The organism is Bifidobacterium olomucense (assembly GCF_012932375.1).
Classification (GTDB): domain Bacteria; phylum Actinomycetota; class Actinomycetes; order Actinomycetales; family Bifidobacteriaceae; genus Bifidobacterium; species Bifidobacterium olomucense.
The window spans coordinates 87272-106274 of record NZ_JAAIIG010000004.1; the positions used below are offsets into that span (position 1 = coordinate 87272).

Annotated in this window: 13 protein-coding genes and 4 tRNA genes; 15 read left to right on the forward strand and 2 right to left on the reverse strand. The window is 56.4% G+C overall.

Features of this window, described 5'->3' with window-relative positions; all coding sequences use genetic code 11:
• Window positions 1-372 precede the first annotated feature (372 nt).
• The 13 genes from guaA (at window position 373) to G1C97_RS05900 (ending at window position 14774) form a co-directional block, all read left to right on the forward strand.
• A complete protein-coding gene (gene guaA, locus G1C97_RS05840) occupies window positions 373-1935 on the forward strand; it encodes a glutamine-hydrolyzing GMP synthase (RefSeq protein ID WP_169240970.1) in 1563 nt (520 codons plus the stop codon).
• 417 nt (window positions 1936-2352) lie between these two features.
• Window positions 2353-3309, forward strand: a complete 957-nt coding sequence (locus G1C97_RS05845) for a restriction endonuclease (protein ID WP_169240971.1) — start codon at window positions 2353-2355, stop codon at window positions 3307-3309.
• Window positions 3310-3427: 118 nt separating this feature from the next.
• Window positions 3428-4909, forward strand: a complete 1482-nt coding sequence (locus G1C97_RS05850; RefSeq protein ID WP_169240972.1) for a DUF1846 domain-containing protein — start codon at window positions 3428-3430, stop codon at window positions 4907-4909.
• Between the two features lie 293 nt (window positions 4910-5202).
• Window positions 5203-7020 (forward strand): acyltransferase family protein, encoded by a 1818-nt coding sequence (locus tag G1C97_RS05855; protein ID WP_240951039.1) that lies wholly within the window; start codon window positions 5203-5205, stop codon window positions 7018-7020.
• 196 nt (window positions 7021-7216) lie between these two features.
• Complete coding sequence (locus tag G1C97_RS05860) at window positions 7217-8239, forward strand: ribose-phosphate diphosphokinase (protein ID WP_100495979.1); 1023 nt, start codon at window positions 7217-7219, stop codon at window positions 8237-8239.
• A 120-nt stretch (window positions 8240-8359) separates the two neighbouring features.
• Window positions 8360-8430 (forward strand) — tRNA-Gln (locus G1C97_RS05865).
• A 92-nt stretch (window positions 8431-8522) separates the two neighbouring features.
• Window positions 8523-9905 (forward strand): bifunctional UDP-N-acetylglucosamine diphosphorylase/glucosamine-1-phosphate N-acetyltransferase GlmU, encoded by a 1383-nt coding sequence (glmU, locus tag G1C97_RS05870; protein WP_169240974.1) that lies wholly within the window; start codon window positions 8523-8525, stop codon window positions 9903-9905.
• Window positions 9906-9908: 3 nt separating this feature from the next.
• Window positions 9909-10337, forward strand: a complete 429-nt coding sequence (gene rsfS / locus G1C97_RS05875) for a ribosome silencing factor (RefSeq protein ID WP_169240975.1) — start codon at window positions 9909-9911, stop codon at window positions 10335-10337.
• A 13-nt stretch (window positions 10338-10350) separates the two neighbouring features.
• Window positions 10351-11088, forward strand: a complete 738-nt coding sequence (locus tag G1C97_RS05880) for a histidine phosphatase family protein (RefSeq protein WP_169240976.1) — start codon at window positions 10351-10353, stop codon at window positions 11086-11088.
• A gap of 132 nt (window positions 11089-11220) precedes the next feature.
• Window positions 11221-11293, forward strand: a tRNA-Ala gene (locus G1C97_RS05885).
• A 50-nt stretch (window positions 11294-11343) separates the two neighbouring features.
• Window positions 11344-11416: transfer RNA gene (locus G1C97_RS05890), tRNA-Ala, on the forward strand.
• 183 nt (window positions 11417-11599) lie between these two features.
• Window positions 11600-13270, forward strand: a complete 1671-nt coding sequence (gene pta, locus G1C97_RS05895) for a phosphate acetyltransferase (RefSeq protein ID WP_169240977.1) — start codon at window positions 11600-11602, stop codon at window positions 13268-13270.
• Window positions 13271-13544: 274 nt separating this feature from the next.
• Window positions 13545-14774, forward strand: a complete 1230-nt coding sequence (locus G1C97_RS05900) for an acetate/propionate family kinase (protein ID WP_169240978.1) — start codon at window positions 13545-13547, stop codon at window positions 14772-14774.
• A gap of 83 nt (window positions 14775-14857) precedes the next feature.
• Here G1C97_RS05900 and aroA read toward each other — a convergent pair whose 3' ends face one another.
• Window positions 14858-16198: a 3-phosphoshikimate 1-carboxyvinyltransferase gene (gene aroA / locus G1C97_RS05905; protein WP_169240979.1), complete on the reverse strand. Its 1341-nt coding sequence runs from the start codon at window positions 16196-16198 to the stop codon at window positions 14858-14860.
• Window positions 16199-16267: 69 nt separating this feature from the next.
• Between aroA and G1C97_RS05910 the strand changes: the two genes are divergently transcribed.
• Complete coding sequence (locus G1C97_RS05910; protein ID WP_205832541.1) at window positions 16268-17140, forward strand: hypothetical protein; 873 nt, start codon at window positions 16268-16270, stop codon at window positions 17138-17140.
• A gap of 212 nt (window positions 17141-17352) precedes the next feature.
• Here the strand turns inward: G1C97_RS05910 and G1C97_RS05915 are convergent.
• A tRNA-Pro gene (locus G1C97_RS05915) sits at window positions 17353-17426 on the reverse strand.
• A gap of 320 nt (window positions 17427-17746) precedes the next feature.
• Between G1C97_RS05915 and G1C97_RS05920 the strand changes: the two genes are divergently transcribed.
• A complete protein-coding gene (locus G1C97_RS05920) occupies window positions 17747-18913 on the forward strand; it encodes an ABC transporter permease (RefSeq protein ID WP_169240980.1) in 1167 nt (388 codons plus the stop codon).
• The last annotated feature ends 90 nt before the right edge of the window (window positions 18914-19003 follow it).

Below are 19003 nucleotides of genomic sequence, written 5' to 3' on the forward strand. Positions count from 1 at the left end.
TGCGGTACCAAGGCTTTCCGTTCCCAATCAATCGTCATGGTACGAGGACAACACGACTTTTGAACGATTTCTTGCGGGTGTGTTCGAAAATGTTAGCGAAATATCACTATTTGTTCGTTTCTGCGAGGCGATTGTCACTATTGCCAAAAGACGCACAATGGTCATAAACGGCGGAAATACAAGGAAAACCAGCATTATCCCCACTCTTTCCACGTTCGATTTAACTGCGTTAATATCGGCGTGTTGAGCCTAAACGCCCTCTTTTTGTGCGTATTCCGCACATTCGCGGCGCGTGTCGGGCTTGTCTGCTTTGCCGGCGATAATCAGGAATACTGCAAGCTCGACAATCCCATGAACGTTAGGGGAATATCAATGGCAAATGGTCCTGTGCTCGTCGTCGATTTCGGCGCCCAGTACGCCCAACTCATCGCCCGCCGCGTACGCGAAGCGGGAGTCTACTCGGAATTGGTGCCGCATTCCATGCCCGTAGACGAAATCTTAGCCAAGGATCCGAAGGCGATCATTCTCTCCGGCGGACCGGCATCCGTGTTTGAACCAGGCGCCCCTTCCATCGACGCCAAGGTGTTCGAAGCCGGCGTACCGGTGCTCGGCATCTGCTACGGATTCCAGGTCATGGCCTACGAGCTTGGCGGCAAGGTGGATAAGGCCGCGCTCGGCGAGTATGGCAAGACCTCCGCAGTGGTAGATGACGCATCATCTATTCTGGCTGACTCCCCGGCAGAGCAGACCACATGGATGAGCCACGGCGTGGCCGTCGAGCAGGCTCCGGCCGGCTTCGAGGTGCTCGCCCACACCGAAGGCGCACCGGTGGCCGCCATGGCGGACGAGTCCCGTAAACTCTACGGCGTGCAGTGGCATCCCGAGGTCAAGCACTCGCCGCTCGGTCAGCAGCTCATCGAGAACTTCCTGCATCGTTGCGCCGCGCTGCCCAATGACTGGAACGCCTCGAACATCATCGAAACCGAAGTCAAGAAGATTCGCGAAAAGGTCGGCGACGCCGAGGTGATCTGCGGATTGTCCGGCGGAGTGGATTCCGCTGTTGCCGCAGCTTTGGTGCACAAGGCCATCGGCGACCAGCTCACCTGCGTGTTCGTGGACCATGGTTTGCTGCGCAAGGGCGAAGTCGAACAGGTCAAGCATGACTTCGTGACCGCCACCGGCATCAAGCTCATCACCGTGGACGCGGCCGATGACTTCCTGACTGCATTGAAGGGTGTCTCCGAACCGGAGCGCAAACGCAAAATCATCGGCGAGAAGTTCATCCGCACCTTTGAGAAAGCCCAGCAGCAGGTGCTTGAGGAAGCCGGCGCGCGCGGCAAGGAAGTCAAATTCCTCGTGCAGGGCACGCTCTACCCCGACGTCGTCGAATCCGGCGGCGGCGACGGTGCCGCCAACATCAAATCCCACCACAATGTGGGAGGTCTGCCTAAGGACATCAAATTCCAGCTCATCGAACCGCTGCGAACCTTGTTCAAAGACGAGGTCCGCGCGATCGGCACCGAGCTCGGCCTGCCCGATGAGATCGTCTGGCGTCAGCCGTTCCCCGGTCCGGGCCTCGGCATCCGCATCATCGGCGAAATCACCAAGGAACGCCTCGACCTGTTGCGCGAAGCCGACGCCATCGCCCGCGAAGAGCTTTCCAAGGCCGGTCTCGATCGTGACATCTGGCAGTGCCCGGTCGTACTGCTCGCCGACGTGCATTCTGTGGGCGTTCAGGGCGACGAGCGCACCTACGGCTCCCCCATCGTGCTCCGTCCGGTTTCCTCGGAAGACGCCATGACCGCTGACTGGGCCCGCGTACCGTACGACGTGCTCGCCACCATCTCCACGCGCATCACCAACGAATGCCGCCAGATCAACCGAGTGGTGCTGGATTGCACTAGCAAGCCCCCGGCAACCATCGAATGGGAGTGAAATGCTCTGATGGAGCGTTAGCTGGTGCCGTTATCTATAGGTGGAACGCCATCTGGGATAACGGCATCGCTGTTATATGAGGACTTGTGTGGTGTTCGCGGCATAATATTCTGAGCTTTTTGACGTGGGGAGCTTTCGATTTGCCTACGACTCCCGCAAATAACTGTTTCACGCGAGTCGTACCAAATTAAACACCTTGGCCAATAAGCATTCATTTCCCGGAAATGGCTTTATTTCAACGATTTGCAATAATGAACCATGATCCCAACGCTTCAGTGAAACGTTTAACGTAGCAATCGTGGCAACGTTGCGTGCCACGTTATTGCATAATCGTTGTTATTGACGAGATGTGGCACATGCGTTGCCATGTTGAGCAAGAATGGGCGGAAGCGCTGCTTTGGAAATTGGAGAATGCCTATGACAATGCCGACATGGGATCAGACGTTGTTCCCTATCATGAAAGAGCTTGCTGGAGGTGAAGTACGCACGGCGAAAGAACTACGCGAAAAAGTGATCGACGTATTTCATATGTCAGTGGATGAGCAAGGGGAGACTCTAAAAAGCGGTCAGCTGCGTATTTCGAATCGTGTCGGTTGGGGATTAACCCATTTGCATAAAGCAAAACTCATCGAAAACGCTGAGAAGCGAGGATCGTATCGGATTACTGAGGATGGAAAAGCGTTCTTGAACACGCATTGCGATGGTTTCGCTCGTGAACAGTTGGAAGCCGTGCCGGCATTTATCGCATGGAAAAAAGGGTATCAAGACAAGAATGATGAGGTAAAGAGCTCCCCGGTATTCAACCATGAGGACGTTAGTACCGCTACTTCTGATGATCAGACTCCAGAAGACCTGATGGAAAAGGCATCGGAGCAGCTCAATGAAACGCTTGCCTCAGAGCTGCTTGATCGCATCATGGCAAATGATCCCTATTTCTTCGAGCGTTTGGTAACCAAGTTGGTATTGGGTCTTGGATATGGGGACCTGTCGCAGACCTCCGGTGAAGTTACGAAGAAAAGTGGAGACGGAGGTATCGACGGCGTAGTCAGATTGGATAGGCTCGGTTTGGACTCTGTTTACATTCAAGCCAAACGTTGGAACAGCGATCATGTGGTTGGCCGACCCGATATTCAAGGTTTTGTGGGTGCGCTAGTCGAAAACGGGGCTCAGCGCGGTGTATTTATCACAACTTCACGTTTTTCGGAGGAAGCTCGTCGTTATGCTGAGGTAAGCATGCGTTCCAGCAATCTTAGCGTCGTTCTCATTGACGGTATGACATTAACGAAGTTGATGATTGAATACAACGTTGGAGTCAGCGTGAAAACCTCTTACGAAGTCAAAGCGGTGGATAACGATTTCTTCGACAACGAGTAATGGCAATGCAGGGGTGCGATCCCTGTAGTTTCAGCCTGCTTTTATGTGTCACGGCAGAACTGATTCGTCCGGTATAATTTTTTCGTTTACGACGATGTTCGGAAAGGAATACCGCCTTATGCGTCAGGGCTTCGACAACAAGAAGTATATTGAGCTGCAGTCCGATAACATTCGAAAGCGCATCGCACAGTTCGGCGGCAAGCTGTATTTGGAATTCGGAGGCAAACTATTCGATGACTACCACGCCTCCCGCGTGCTGCCGGGCTTCGAGCCAGACGTGAAATTCCAGATGCTCAAAACCATGGCGCACGATGTGGAAGTCGTCATCGCCATCAACGCCAATCACATTCAACAAGGCAAGGCCCGCGGCGATCTCGGCATCCCTTATGACGAGGACGTATTGCGGCTGATCGATATTTTCCGTTCGCACGGCCTATATGTAGGTTCCGTGGTGCTCACCCAGTACGCCGGGCAGCCGGCCGCCGACGCCTACCGTCACCGCCTCGAACAGCTTGGCGTCACTTGCTACCTGCATTACCCGATCGCCGGCTACCCGCATGACATCGAACACATCGTCTCCGAGGATGGCTACGGTCGGAACGATTACGTTGAAACCAGTCGTCCGCTTATCGTGGTCACCGCGCCCGGCCCCGGATCCGGCAAGCTTGCCACCTGTCTGAGTCAGCTCTACCATGAGCATCGCCGTGGTATTCAGGCTGGATACGCCAAGTACGAGACCTTCCCGATCTGGAACTTGCCGCTAAATCACCCTGTCAACATCGCATACGAGGCCGCAACCGTGGATTTGGACGATGCCAACATCATCGATCCGTTCCATCTGGAAGCGCACGGCGAGACCACCGTCAATTACAACCGTGATGTCGAGGCGTTTCCTGTACTCAAGGCCATGATGGAACGCATCATGGGCGAGAGCCCCTATCAGAGCCCCACCGATATGGGCGTGAACATGGCAGGGTATGCGATCAGCGACGATGAGGCTTGCCGCGAAGCCGCGAAACTTGAGATCGTACGCCGATATTTCACCGCATGCGTGGATTTGAAACGTAGCGGCACCGGAGAGGAACAGGTCGAACGTCTGCTGTCGATTATGAAAAAGGCCGGTGTGGATGAGAACCTGTCCCCTGCCCGCGCCGCAGCTCTGGACAAGGAAGCGTCCACCGGCGCACCTGCCGGAGCGATGGTATTGTCCGACGGCCGAGTCATCACCGGCAAAACCGGAGTGTTGCTCGGCGCAGCCAGCGCACTGCTCATGAATGCGCTCAAAGCCGTCACCGACGTAGACCCCGAGCTTCCGGTGATCGACGACAATGCCATCGAACCTATCTGCCGGTTGAAAACAGAGCATCTCAACAGCGAAAACCGACGGCTGCATTCCGACGAGACATTAATCGCGTTGTCAATCACCAGCGCCACCAGCCCCGAGGCCGCCCGGGTGATCAACGGTCTTGAACAGTTGCGCGGGGCCGACGCCTTCTTCTCGGTTATCATCTCCGCAACCGACGAAGCGCTGTATCGCAAACTCGGCATTACTGTCTGTTGCGAACCGAAATACGAACGAGTCAGCCTATACCATAAATAAAGTTCAGATCGTCAAGGGCACCATGGTCCGCGACTGTCAGCCAGTAAACAGGAAGGAGTCAGGCAGAAGCTCAAGCAGAGGCCGAAAGCCCAGTCCATCACATTCATTCCCCGAGCATTGAATCTCTGAGAATCATGCGTTCAGACCACGGCACCGATAACTGTCGTGGTCTGTTGCTGTAATGCATGCGAGAAAGAGTGGTTTTAGAGGTAAGAAGAATAACAGTGGCATCTGCAACGCATGGACGGTTCATCGGACTCGACGGCATTAAAGGATTCGCTCTCATCGGCATCATGCTGTATCACTGCATGCAGCAGCAGCTGCCCGGCGGATTCTACGGCGTCGATATGTTCTTCACCGTATCCGGATTCCTTATTGCGGCCAGCCTGTTCCGCTCGCTTGCTGCCAAAGGTTCGATAAACCTCGAACGGTATATTCCCAAACGTGCGGTCAGGCTCTACCCGGGACTTTTGTTGCTGATTCCGGTAATCGTCTCCGTCGGGTGGCTGTTTGACAAAGACATGCTGGTCTCCATCCGCAATCAGGTCATCACCGTGTTGCTCGGATGCTATAACTGGTATGCCATTGCGGGCGGGCAGAGCTATTTCGATCAGATGAATCCGCAGGTGTTCCGCCATCTATGGTTCATCGGCGTACTCATGCAGTTCTATGTGATCATCCCACTGATTGCATGGCTGATGTGGAAGATCCGACGTACACATCTTGCCTCATTGATTCCGTTGGCGCTTGCGGCCGGCAGCGGCGCAGCCATGTGGTATCTCTACGTGCCGGGCGCAGATCCGACCCGAGTATATTTCGGCACCGACACTCACGGCGTGGGGCTGATGCTTGGTGTGGCTCTCGCGTGGTGGGTCACCGCCGATCAGCGCCACCATGCGCACAGCGATTTCCCCGCCACGCGCATGGCCCGTTCCGGTCGACGGAGTCTCGGTACGCATACTGCGCAACAGCACAACTCACTTGAGCGTCATCTCTGGTACGCCGTTGCGCCGCTGTTCGCTTTTCTTAGTCTTATCGCGCTGATTTGCATGGCCATCCTTGGCAAGCAGGACGCGTTCGCGTTCCGCGGCGGCATTCTTCTGTCCAGTCTGCTCTCTGTGCTGCTTATCGCCGGCACAATCTCACAGGACTCATGGATGCAAAGCCTTATGGTGTTCAAGCCGCTGGCTGCTCTCGGCAAGTATTCGTACGGCATTTACCTGTGGCATTGGCCGCTGTGGATTCTTTCCGGTGCGCTGGCTCCAAAGATTTTCAAAACGGCCGGTCCATGGACTTTGGTCATGACCGCAACACTCACCGCTGTGGCCGCGACCATCTCCTGGATCATGGTCGAAAAACCGGCCGCCAAGTATTCTGCATTGTTCGTGCTTGTTCCCTACCGTAATGTGACGGCGCTGCACATCGTGCGCGCAATCATTGTTGACCTGATCGTAGTAGCCTCCGTGTTCGGCACCGTACAGGGCATGGTCAACGCCCCGGACAAAACGGCCATGCAAATGCAGCTCGAGCAGCAAGCCCAGCAACTTGAAGCACAGCAGAAAGCCAATCATGAACTGATTCGCAAAGCGGTACCTGCTCCTCCCAAGCCGAAGCATGAGATGCCCACCGGAGACCAGATCACCGCCATCGGAGATTCGGTCATGCTGGCTTCTTCCGATGGTCTTTCCTCGGTGTTCCCCGGTATCAATACCGACGCCAGCGTCTCTCGTTCGATCATGGTAGCCCCCGAACTACTCGGCAACGATCTTACGGCCGGCACATTGCGCCAATGGGTGCTGCTGGGATTGGCCACCAACTCCGCCATTACCCCCGATCAGCTTGATCAGATCCACAACATGATTGGACCTGATCGTGTCCTTGTACTGGTCAACGCCCATGGCGATCGTACCTGGATCCCACCGACCAATCAGGTGCTTGCGGACTATGCCGCCGCTCATCCGGACGATGTGCTGCTCGTGGACTGGGATGCCGCGGCAACGGCGAATCCACAGATACTTGGTTCAGACGGCATTCACCCGACCATCGGCAGCGATCTTTATGCGCAAACGGTCAAGCAATCCATCGCTCAATGGATCAAGGCCGGCCACTGAACCGAAGTTCACCGCAAGACGAATACCATCGAGATCCTCATCGAATATCGGCCTGAGACGGGGATGTGCAAGATATGTCATCCGTGATCGCGCGCTTCGTGGTACGTCCGGTGAACATCCGGCAACGCGGGCGTGACTTCCCCGTCGTCAAGCACAGCTAGACTGAAAAAGCAGTTCAGACCACACGTTGGGAGTAATGGTGAGCGCAATCCTCGAAGGAAAGCCTGATAAAAACCTCATTCTCGTTACGGGAAGAATTCATCCGAAGCTGGCTCAGGACGTTGCCGATCAACTTGGCATCGATGTCCTGGAAACCACAGCGTATGACTTCGCCAACGGCGAGATGTATGTGCGGTACACCGAATCGGTGCGCGGTGCCGATGTATTCGTATTGCAAAGCCACTACAAGCCTATTAACAAGGCCATCATGGAACAGCTCATCATGATTGATGCGCTCAAGCGTGCCTCCGCCCGTTCCATCACTGCTGTATGCCCGTTGCTTGGGTATTCCCGTCAGGATAAGAAGCATCGTGGTCGTGAGCCTATTTCGTGCCGTCTGGTGTTCGATCTGCTTAAGACCGCCGGTGCGGACCGCATCATGTCTGTGGATTTGCATGCCGCACAGTCTCAGGGCTTCTTCGACGGGCCGGTAGACCATCTCATCGCCATGCCGGTGCTGGTCGATTACATTCGCGATCGTTTCCAGGGACATCTGGACAATGTGGCAGTCGTTTCACCGGATGCCGGACGTATTCGCGTCGCGGAACAATGGGCACAGCGCCTCGGCGGCGGCCCGCTTGCCTTCGTCCACAAGACTCGTGACATCACTCGCCCGAATCAGGCCGTCGCAAACCGCGTGGTCGGTGACGTAGCCGGCAAGGATTGTGTACTGGTCGATGATTTGATTGACACCGCCGGCACCATCGCCGGTGCATGCCACGTGCTTCAAGACGCCGGAGCCAAGTCGGTGACCGTGGTAGCCACTCACGGCGTGCTTTCGGGACCTGCCATCGAACGATTGAAGAACTGCGGAGCGCGAGAGGTCGTGCTCACGGACACCGTCCCGATTCCGGACGAGAAGCGTTGGGATGGTCTTACCGTGCTCTCGATCGCCCCTCTGCTGGCCAGCGCCATACGTGCCGTGTTCGAAGACGGATCGGTGGCCGAGCTGTTCGATACGTATCCTGAGCATCACGGTCAGGGCTTCCTGTTCGCATGACCTCACGTGCCGGGCGAGACATCATCTCCCGGTTCTGCGCAACACGACTTGCCGATGATGTCTTGCTCAATCCGGCACATATGGTATAAATAAATATTTGTGGGTTGTAAGACCCACCACTCCCCCATGGTGTAATGGCAGCACACGGGTCTTTGGAACCCTTTGTCTTGGTTCGAGTCCAGGTGGGGGAGCTAGTTGACGGCCGTCCGGACATCCGGGCGGCCGTCTATTGTTTTGAGATGATTCAATTACTGGTATTCCAAACGAAGGGAATATGTCCGTTATGGCATTATCTGCTGCCATTGTGCTCGCCGCTGGCGAAGGCACACGCATGCGCTCCAACAAACCGAAGGTGCTGCACACTTTCGCCGGAAAAACCTTCCTGAATCGAGTTATGGATTCAGTCGCGGCGCTGGAGCCGGACACACTGGCCGTTGTCGTTCATTTCCAAGCTGAACGAGTATCCGAAGCGGCGCGTTCCTACAATGAACATGTCGCCATCGTCAATCAGGATGATATTCCCGGCACCGGTCGTGCCGTGCAATGTGCGATGGCCCAACTCGCCGATCAGGGTCAGCTCAATGGCCCGGTGCTGATCGCAGCTTCCGATATGCCGCTGCTGGACAGCCGCACACTACGTGAACTAGTCGATTTCCATTCTGCTTCCGGCAATGGTGCCACCGTCCTGACCACCATCCTTGATGATCCCACTGGGTACGGCCGCATCATCCGTGATCGCGAAGGCAATGTACTGCGTATTGTGGAGCAGAAGGACGCCAATCGCAGTGAGTTGGCAGTTCAAGAGGTGAACACCTCCGTGTATGTGTTCGACGCGGCTTTGTTGGTTCAGGCCATCGCCGATCTCAAATCCAATAACGCGCAGGGCGAGTTCTATCTCACCGATGCCTTGGAAACCGCCCGCTCCGCCGGCAAGGTCGGCGCCTTCACCGCACCCGACCCGTTGACTGTCGAAGGTGTAAACGACCGAGTGCAACTGTCCGCATTGTCCAAGACATACAACCGACGTGTCTGCGAACACTGGATGCGCGAGGGAGTGACCATTCTCGATCCGGAGACTACATGGATCGAAGACGATGTGCAGATCGGCCGCGATGCCACTATTCTGCCCGGCTGCTTCCTGCAAGGTCACACGGTAATCGGACAGGATGCTGTAGTCGGCCCCTACACCACGCTTATCGACGCAGTGATAGACGACGGTGCCACCGTTGAACGTTCCCGCGTTCAGGAGTCGCATATCGGAGCCCGTACCAACATCGGCCCTTGGACTTATTTGCGTCCGGGCAACGAATTCGGCGAAGACGCCAAGGCCGGCGCGTTCGTGGAAATGAAGAAAGCCCATATCGGCAACGGTACGAAGGTTCCTCATCTGAGCTATATAGGTGACGCTCAGCTCGGCGAACATACCAACATCGGAGGCGGCACCATTACCGCCAATTATGATGGCGTGCATAAGAACCGCACCGTTATCGGTGCCGGATGTCATGTCGGTGCCGGCAATCTGTTCGTGGCTCCGGTCGAGGTGGGAGACAATGTGACCACCGGTGCCGGCTCTGTGGTACGTCACGCCGTGCCCAGCGACACGATGGTCTACTCCGAGAACACGCAGCATAACGTCGAGGGCTGGAAGCCCGCTTGGGAGCGCTGAATCGTGCCGGCATTGCAAGACTCAATCAACGCGGTCCGCGTGGCCGCTGAAGCTGCCGACCGTATCAAGGCCACCGATATCGTAGCCTTCGATGTAGCGGATTTACTGGGTATCACCGATATCATGATGATTGCCGGGGCCTCCAACGAACGCCAGGTCTTGGCGGTGGCCGAAGAAATCGAAAAAGATCTGTATCTCAAATGCGACGGCCGTCAGCCACGTTCTCGCGAAGGCTTGACCGAAGGACAGTGGGTACTGCTCGACTACGGCGATTTCGTGGTTCATGTCATGCATGAGGAGTCACGCGAATTCTACGGTCTTGAACGTCTGTGGAAGGACTGTGCGTCCATCGATCTGCAGCTCGCTCATCCAGAAGAACGTTCGCTTTCCGACGCAGTCCGCAGCAACGAGCCGATGGCCGCCATTGACTGATAGGAAAACACGGATGGCAGTACAACACGTTCGCTCGATCTTTCTGATTCGTCATGGACGCACTTCCTACAACGCCGCGCATAAGCTGCAGGGGCAGGTGGATATCCCGCTGGATTCCGTGGGCGAGTGGCAGGTGCGTCAGACCGCTTCGGCGCTGAAAAAGCTGTATGTAGACACTCGGCCGCAAAACGACCGACGCATTATCGTGTGTTCAGACCTGTCCCGTGCGCACGCCACCGCGCAGGCCTTTGCCGATGTGTTGGGCGGCAGCGAAGCGGGCATCGAGGTCCATGATGATCCGCGTGTCAGAGAACGCAGTTTCGGCGACTGGGATGGACATGCCGTAAGCGAATTGTCGGAGCGTTATCCCGAGGATTTCCGTTCATGGATGGAGCATCGCGGCGGCGAGCTCAAATACGGCGCCGAGCCGAAAGAGCATGTCGGCTCACGTGGCGTTGAAGCATTGATGGATTGGTCTACCCGCGCCGGCGACGATACGGATCTATTCGTGTTCTCGCACGGCGCATGGATCGCTCAGACGTTGCAAACACTGTTGGGCTTAAGTCGTATCGATTCAACGTTCGCATCCGTCGTTTCCATGCGTAATGCGCATTGGGTGCGATTGGTGCCGATGGATGTCAGCGAGACCGCGCCGGATGGTACGGCCCGGCAGTCCACGCGATGGCGGCTGATGGACTACAATCACGGACCGGCCATCGCCGATACGGATGAGTGGGAGCGGGAGCGCTGAAAAGCGTTGCAATCATTGGTGTGTCGCACTGTTGCAGGGCCATTACGAAACACGCGACACACCGATAGTTGCCTGTTTCGGACCTCCGGGGTAATGTATACGAGGTCCGAAACGGACTGACAACTGAATTACGGGGCTATAGCGCAGCTGGTAGCGCATCTCCATGGCATGGAGAGGGTCAGGGGTTCGAATCCCCTTAGCTCCACGAAGAGACCACGGTCTCCCCCGATTCCAACGAATCGATAACTGAATTACGGGGCTATAGCGCAGCTGGTAGCGCATCTCCATGGCATGGAGAGGGTCAGGGGTTCGAATCCCCTTAGCTCCACAGATGAAAGGCCGGTGCTTGTTAGTACCGGCCTTTTGCTAATCCGTCACCATGACGCATTCCTCCCGCATAGCAGCCGGTGAATCACGACACCTGCGTAAACGATAACACTGATTCCCTTGTCGAAGCCATTACAATGAGGGGTGGTCCTGACAGTGTTATTTATCAAAGGAGACAAACATCGTGACCGTCACCCGTGTATATATTGCCAGTCCTGAAGGCGCCAATGGCCGCAACGTCGTGGCCTACGGCGTGCTCAATGCGCTGACCTCGAAGTACAAGACCATCGTATTCCGCCCGGCGGTGTCCAATCATGATGATTTCACGCCGGTATTGCTTTCCGCATCGAACGCCGGGCTTGGCGTAGCTCTGTCTACCGGTCTCGACGTGCACAAAGTACGTGCCGATAAGAACACCGCTCGCGGAGACATCATCGGAGCCTTCAACGACGCGATGGATGTCGCCCGCGCGGATGCGGCACTGATCGTAGGCACTGACAAGTCACACGTGAACGACCCGACCAGCTACGAATTCAACGCCAATGTGGCCGCGGATCTGCAGGCCGGTGTCTTCTTGGCCGTATGCACCATCGACCGCTGGCCTCATGAACTGGATGAGACCGTTCAGCTGTCCATCGAAGGCATGGAAGCCGCCGGCAACAAAGTACTCGGCATCTTCGTGACTGGTTGTGAGCCGCGCCATGCCGTATCCGTCAAGGAGACATTGGCCAAATACGGACTGCCGGTCTGGACGATTCCACAGGTGTCCTTCACCGACGGTTCTTCCAAAGATCTCGCTTTGGAGACTTTCCGGAAGAACGCCCCCACCGAGGAGGTGCTCGCCGCACTTGATGTGGAGGTCACCGCTCCTACCACTCCGTATGCTTTCCAGTTCAGTCTGCTCGGCAAGGCCAAAAGCAACAAAAAGACCATCGTGCTGCCCGAAGGTGAGGAAGACCGCATTATCAAGGCGGCCGATTACCTGCTGGAACGCGAAATCGTGAACCTCATCATCGTCGGCAACAAGGAATCCATTCTGGCTCGGGGCAAGGAACTCGGTCTCAATTATCTGGAGCGCGCGCGGTTCCAAGCCATGGATGACGAGATTATTCTCAAACCGATGGTCGCCAAGCTATGCGAGCTGCGCGCCAAGAAGGGCATGACCGAAGAACAGGCCCGCAAGCAGCTGACTGATGCCAGCTACTTCGGTACCATGCTCGTGGTGCTCGGCTACGCTGATGGATTGGTGTCCGGTTCCGTGAATTCCACCGCTAACACCGTACGCCCGGCCCTGCAGGTCATTAAGACCAAGCCCGGCCAGAAACTGGTGTCCGGCGCATTCCTCATGTGCTTCAAGGACCATGTGGCCGTATTCGCCGATTGCGCCATCAATCTGAACCCGGATGCAGAGCAGCTCTCCGAAATCGCTCTGCAGTCCGCCGAAACCGCACGCGCTTTCGGCATTGATCCGAAGGTCGGCATGCTCTCCTACTCCACGCTCGGCTCCGGCAAGGGCCCCGATGTGGATGTGGTCGAAGAAGCCACGAAGCTGCTTAAGGAGAAGGCCCCGGATCTGCCGGTGGTCGGTTCCATCCAGTTCGATGCAGCCTGGTCACCCACCGTCGCCGCTACCAAGGCCAAGGGCAACGATGTGGCCGGACACGTCAACGTGTTCGTCTTCCCGGACCTGTGCGCCGGCAACATCGCGTATAAGGCGGTGCAGCGCTCTTCCGGAGCCCTCGCCATCGGCCCGGTACTGCAAGGTCTGAACAAGCCGGTCAACGACCTGTCCCGCGGCGCTCTGGTGCAGGACATCATCAACACCATAGCCCTGACCGCCATCGAAGCCCAGTGACCGTTCTGCATCATCAACTAATTGCCTAGGTAACATTTCTGAGGCAGAATGGGAAGTTTGGGGATGCGATGCGGGACCGTAAGCTTGGCCGAACGGCCTTGAGTGTGTCCAGCATCGCATCCCCAAACTTCCCACGGTCCAATTGCAATCAAACATGCAATGTGGCTCTTTCTTATGCAAAGAACCGCATTTTGTAGCAACTAGCGAGTAATCTAATCATCGGTAACCCGCGTATTCGCGGGACTGAAATATATCACAATGGAGGATGCCCACAATGGCGAAAACCGTCCTTGTCATCAATTCCGGTTCCAGCTCTATCAAGTACCAGCTGGTGGACCTCGAATCCGGCGAAGGCCTGGCTTCCGGTCTGGTCGAGAAGATCGGCGAACCGATCGACGGCCACTACAAGCACGAGTACAACGGCGAGAAGCATGAGCTTGAAGAGCCGATTCACGACCACGAGCAGGGTCTGAAGCGCGTTCTCGGCTTCTTCGAGGAGTACGGCCCGAAGCTGTCCGACGCCGGCATCGTCGCCGTCGGTCACCGTGTGGTGCAGGGTGGTTCCATCTTCCCGAAGCCGGCTCTGGTCACCGACAAGACCATCAACCAGGTCAAGGATCTGGCTGTGCTCGCCCCGCTGCACAACGGCCCTGAAGCCAAGGGCGCTGAAGTCATGCGTGCTCTGCTGCCGGACGTTCCGCAGATCTTCGTCTTCGACTCCTCCTTCTTCTTCCAGCTGCCGAAGGCTGCCAGCACCTACGCCCTGAACAAGGAGATCGCCGACCAGTACCACATCCGTCGTTACGGCGCTCACGGCACTTCCCACGAGTTCATCTCCTCCGTGGTTCCGGAAGTCATCGGCAAGCCGGCTGAAGGCCTCAAGCAGATCGTTCTGCACATCGGCAACGGCGCTTCCGCTTCTGCTGAGATCTCCGGCAAGCCGGTCGAGACCTCCATGGGCCTGACCCCGCTCGAGGGCCTGGTTATGGGTGGCCGTACCGGTGACATCGATCCGGCTGTGGTCTTCCACCTGATTCGTAACGCCCACATGAACGTGGACGAGCTGGATGCCCTGTTCAACAAGCGTTCCGGCATGATGGGTATGACCGGCTTCGGCGATCTGCGTGAAGTCCACCGTCTGGTGGCCGAAGGCAACGAGGACGCCAAGCTGGCTCTGGATGTCTACGTGCACCGTATCGTCAGCTACATCGGCAACTACACCTACCAGATGGGCGGCTGTGACGTGATCACCTTCACCGCTGGTGTTGGCGAGAACGACGACATCGTGCGCAAGATGGTGTGCGACAAGCTCGCTCCGTTCGGCGTCAAGCTGGATGAGGAAAAGAACGCCACCCGTTCCAAGGAACCGCGTATCATCTCCGCCCCGGATTCCTCCGTGATCATCGCCGTGATCCCGACCAACGAGGAGCTGGCCATCGCCCGCAAGTCCGCTGCCATCGCGGAAGCCGGCGAGGATACGTATGGCAACAAGTTCGCCAAGTGAATCACCTACCGCTGATTCGCTAACGTAAAGACCCTGATGAATTCCGACAGGATTCATCAGGGTCTTTCCTTAATTATCGTGGACTACTTCCCCAGCATGCCGTTCCACATGCCAACGAAGTCCGGCAACGTTTTGCGTGTAGTCGCCACATTGACGATTTGTATGCCAGGCACCGCCAGTCCGATCATCGCAGCAAACGTGGCCATACGATGATCGGCGTACGATTCCATCACCGCACCGTGCAGAGATGCCCTTGGCACCGGCGTAAATGCAATGCCATCAGGCAGCTCGCGGGCTGCTCCCCCGATACGTCTGATCTCAGTGACCAACGCTTCAAGCCGATTCGTCTCATGCCCGCGTAGATGTCCAATGCCGATCATACTTGTTGGCTTGTCGGCAAATACAAGAATCGCTGCCAAGGATGGCGCGATCTCGCCGGCTGCAGTCAAATCAAAATCGTCAAGACCATGGATAGATCCATCTGACGTCACTTCGCAGTAGCGAATGCCGTCCTGTTCAGGGAATGCGACCTTTGCCCCCATACGCTCCAAATAACCAGGCAACAGTCCACCCGGCTGGGTCGTTTCGACCGGCCAATGCGGCACACGCACGGTGCCACCGGCAATCAGTGCAGCTCCTAAGAACGGCGCCGCATTTGATAGATCCGGTTCCACGACCACACGTTCGGGCAACTGCAACGCACCCGGCTTTACCTTCCACACACGGGAGTCCTCGTCGGCGAGCGCATGTCCGCCGGCACCGTTCACATCGGCAACAGTCATACGAATATGCGGCAGGCTTGGTGTCTTCTCCCCCGTATGCTGCAATGTCAATCCGCCGGGCAGACGGGATCCGATCAGCAACAATCCGGAAATGAACTGCGAAGAGCCAGAGGAATCAATGCTGACTTGGACGCGATCCGCCGGAAGCACAGTAGGCGGCGTAATGGTAAACGGCAGCCGTCCTATTTCGCCGTGATAATCAACGGTTGCGCCAAGTTGTTCCAGCCCGTCAAGCACGGGTTTCATCGGACGGGCATACGCCTGCTCATCACCGTCAAAATGTACCGGCCCATCGGCGAACAGCGCAAGTCCGGGTACGAAGCGCATCACCGTACCAGCCAAGCCGCAATAGACATTACCATTCCCCTGGAATCGGCCACCTGCAGGAGGTGTTACGGTAACAGTGGTTTCGTTATCCGGATCGATATCACAGCGTACACCGAGAGAGGCGAGTGCTCCCATCATGAGTTCGGTGTCTCGCGAGCGCAGCAAACCGACGAGCGTAACCGGCTGGGAACCGAGAGCCGCGAGAATGAGATACCTGTTGGACAGCGACTTGCTGCCGGGAATGGTGACGGTTGCGTCGAGTGGCCCGTTCGCCGTTGGTGCGGGCCACAGTTGTAGGTTGTTCGTTTCACTCATGTGCTTTATCGTATCGGTTTCGGTGAAAAACGGCGGCCAGGCGTCCGCTTTCGCGCTATGGTTATGGGCATGCGAGTGATTGAACGTTTCTGCCGGGGCAAGCGGGACGATCAGTCGTTGAATGAGGATGGGCTGATTGTCACCGATGATTTCGCAGCCGTGGTGGATGGTGTGACCAGCAAAAGCGTACGCCATGTATGGCGGCCGAGCGGTGGAGTCGTCGCGAAGAACATACTGATGAACGCTATTGCCGGATTGTCTGCGGACGCAGCAATGCGGCAGGTGCAGGTGAAGCTGGACGCATGCTTGCGAATGCAGTACGGCACAGGTGCCGATGCATCGCTGTTCGAACATGAGCCATGGGAGCGTCTGCAGGCGAATGCGGTTATTTACAGTGCGTATCGGCATGAGGCGTGGCTGTTCGGTGACTGCCAGATCATGGTGAACGGCATGCAGACGCCGACGGTGAAGCGTGTGGATGAACTGCTCGGCGAACTGCGATCGTTCGCCGCTCAAGCGTTGACGGTGCAAGAGAAAAACCATGCATCGTTGGATAACGGGGATGCGCAGCCGTTCGACAACGGTAAGGACTTGCGGACAAAGGGTGAAGTCGATGATCCGGCGCGCGACATGATACTGCCGTTTCTGCGTCTGCAATCGCAGTTTGCGAACAAAACCGGCATGTACGGGTATTTTGTTTTCGACGGATTCACCGATCCCACGTATCCGATTCGAACGGTTCCAGTGCACCCCGGCGACGAAGTAGTACTCGCCTCGGACGGCTATCCTCTGCTGCAAACGACGCTTGTCGAATCGGAACGCGAATTAGAACGTCTGCGCCATGATGATCCGCAACTCATCCGAGACTATCGCACTACCAAAGGTTTCGTTCCCGGTCAGGAGTCGTTCGACGACCGCACTTACCTGCGATTCATAGCCTAGCGTCTGCTCTTCGCTTCTGAAATTGTCGCTTATGGATGTGCGATCGTCGACCAAATCCATTTCCCAGGAATCCTGACGCAGGCTGTCGATGATCAGGCACCGGCGGAGTCTCTTTGGCCCTTTGTTGCGGTCATCGAATCAAATCGGATGAATCATCTCAAGCCAGACAAAAAACAGAACCCCTACTTTCCAAGCGGGAGTAGGGGTTTCGGTCGGGCTAGCGGGATTTGAACCCACGACATCCTGCTCCCAAAGCAGGCGCGCTACCAAACTGCGCTATAGCCCGTTTGCCATTGCCGCAATGCTGAGTCAACGGCACAAGCCACTATTGTATCGCATGTACGGACTACGACACGTTCAAAACCTGAATAAGGGTAGAATGTCATATTGAGTCGAACGGGTCGCACGGCAAATGCATGCATGAAACCTGCATACTTCATGTTTTCGGCGTGTCTCAATGCCGCAAAGACATATTGCCGAACTGATGTAAAGTCGTAGTTCAGCCGGGTCCGATGAGGAGTCCATACAAGGTTCCATCAGTCGGCTGGACGGTCTGTCAGTCGAAAGAGTGTCCGTAGGGCCGGATGGATATGAGGAGGAGCACGCATGGGAAGGCATCAACGCGCCGAAACCTACGGTTTGGTCTCATTCCTGTTTTGCGCCGCGATCGGTGCCGTATCCATGAACGCCTATATGGAATATGCGCCGGCCATTTGGCAGCTCACCCAACGTCGATTCATGGTCTGCTCGGGCATTGTTGCCGGCTGCGGCGTCATTTCGTTCATTATCGGTTACGCCAGCAAATCCCGTTCCCTGAATCTCAACAACGGGTGGTTGGCACCGATTCGGCGCATCGTGGAGATCGTAGCTCTTTCAGTAGTGTATGCAGCCACGATATTCCTTTCCTCGTTCGCGTTGATGGGTGCCGTGAACGACATGATGGGCAACGCCATTTTTGCCGGATACATCTCCAGCATATGCGCAGGTTTTTCCGGCGTTGTGGGCTATATGACCTTCGTCCAGGCTGAGCTTATGAACGCCAAAACATTGGCCAGCCTCTTGCCGTTCTTCGTTGTCTCCGGTGTAGCCACCGCCGGCATGACCACCGACGACCCCTACTGGTATCACAACAACTTCTCCCAGCTCGGCGACCGTACCACATTCGCCGCCCGCATGTTCAATTCGACGCTTATGCTGGCGGGAACCTGCATCATCATCGTCAGCTACTTTGCCATATCCGAACTGGTGACCACCGAACGTCTGCAGCGACTCTGGCACGATCGCACCAACAAAGACCCGAATCGCGGCTATGACATCCCACATTTCATGGCGCGTACCACCATTCTTTCGGTGCTGCTCACCATATCCGGCTTGGCATTCATCGGCATCGGCGTATTCCGATACACGCCGCACAATCTCCTGCATAACATATGCGCCAAGGGTCTGCCCTTTGTCATGCTGATCCTGTTTGTGTTCCTGCCATGGCTTGCGCCGCGCCTGTCCAAAGCAGTGATGGTCGCCTCCGATCTTGCGGCATTGGTGTGTGCAGGATTCTGGGCCAACATGATGATGGGCCATAATACGCTCACCAATGTGGAAGCGCTGGCCGGTCTTATGTTCTTGGGATGGTTCATCGTATTCTCACGCCAGATCGCGGCCATTGAAGCCGATCGAGTCGCGGCACAGCTGCTCCACGCGCAAATGCTGGAAAACGGTTTGACGGACACCCCTGCGGGAACTCCGATCGAGTCGCGTATCGCAGCAGACCGGTAGACTTCCACCAAGCGGCGTTCTCTCCCCCACTTCCCCGTTCCCGATGCAGATGCTTTTCCTGCACATAGCGGAAGACGCAAACGCATCTGG

Excerpts from the sequence above, each read along its gene's own strand:
- aroA (WP_169240979.1), bottom strand. The coding sequence starts at position 16,198 with ATGAGTGAAACGAACAACCTACAACTGTGGCCCGCACCAACGGCGAAC.
- G1C97_RS05845 (WP_169240971.1), top strand. The coding sequence starts at position 2,353 with ATGACAATGCCGACATGGGATCAGACGTTGTTCCCTATCATGAAAGAG.
- glmU (WP_169240974.1), top strand. The coding sequence starts at position 8,523 with ATGGCATTATCTGCTGCCATTGTGCTCGCCGCTGGCGAAGGCACACGC.
- G1C97_RS05920 (WP_169240980.1), top strand. The coding sequence starts at position 17,747 with ATGGGAAGGCATCAACGCGCCGAAACCTACGGTTTGGTCTCATTCCTG.
- G1C97_RS05910 (WP_205832541.1), top strand. The coding sequence starts at position 16,268 with ATGCGAGTGATTGAACGTTTCTGCCGGGGCAAGCGGGACGATCAGTCG.
- G1C97_RS05855 (WP_240951039.1), top strand. The coding sequence starts at position 5,203 with ATGCTGTATCACTGCATGCAGCAGCAGCTGCCCGGCGGATTCTACGGC.
- G1C97_RS05900 (WP_169240978.1), top strand. The coding sequence starts at position 13,545 with ATGGCGAAAACCGTCCTTGTCATCAATTCCGGTTCCAGCTCTATCAAG.
- G1C97_RS05850 (WP_169240972.1), top strand. The coding sequence starts at position 3,428 with ATGCGTCAGGGCTTCGACAACAAGAAGTATATTGAGCTGCAGTCCGAT.
- guaA (WP_169240970.1), top strand. The coding sequence starts at position 373 with ATGGCAAATGGTCCTGTGCTCGTCGTCGATTTCGGCGCCCAGTACGCC.
- G1C97_RS05860 (WP_100495979.1), top strand. The coding sequence starts at position 7,217 with ATGGTGAGCGCAATCCTCGAAGGAAAGCCTGATAAAAACCTCATTCTC.
- G1C97_RS05880 (WP_169240976.1), top strand. The coding sequence starts at position 10,351 with ATGGCAGTACAACACGTTCGCTCGATCTTTCTGATTCGTCATGGACGC.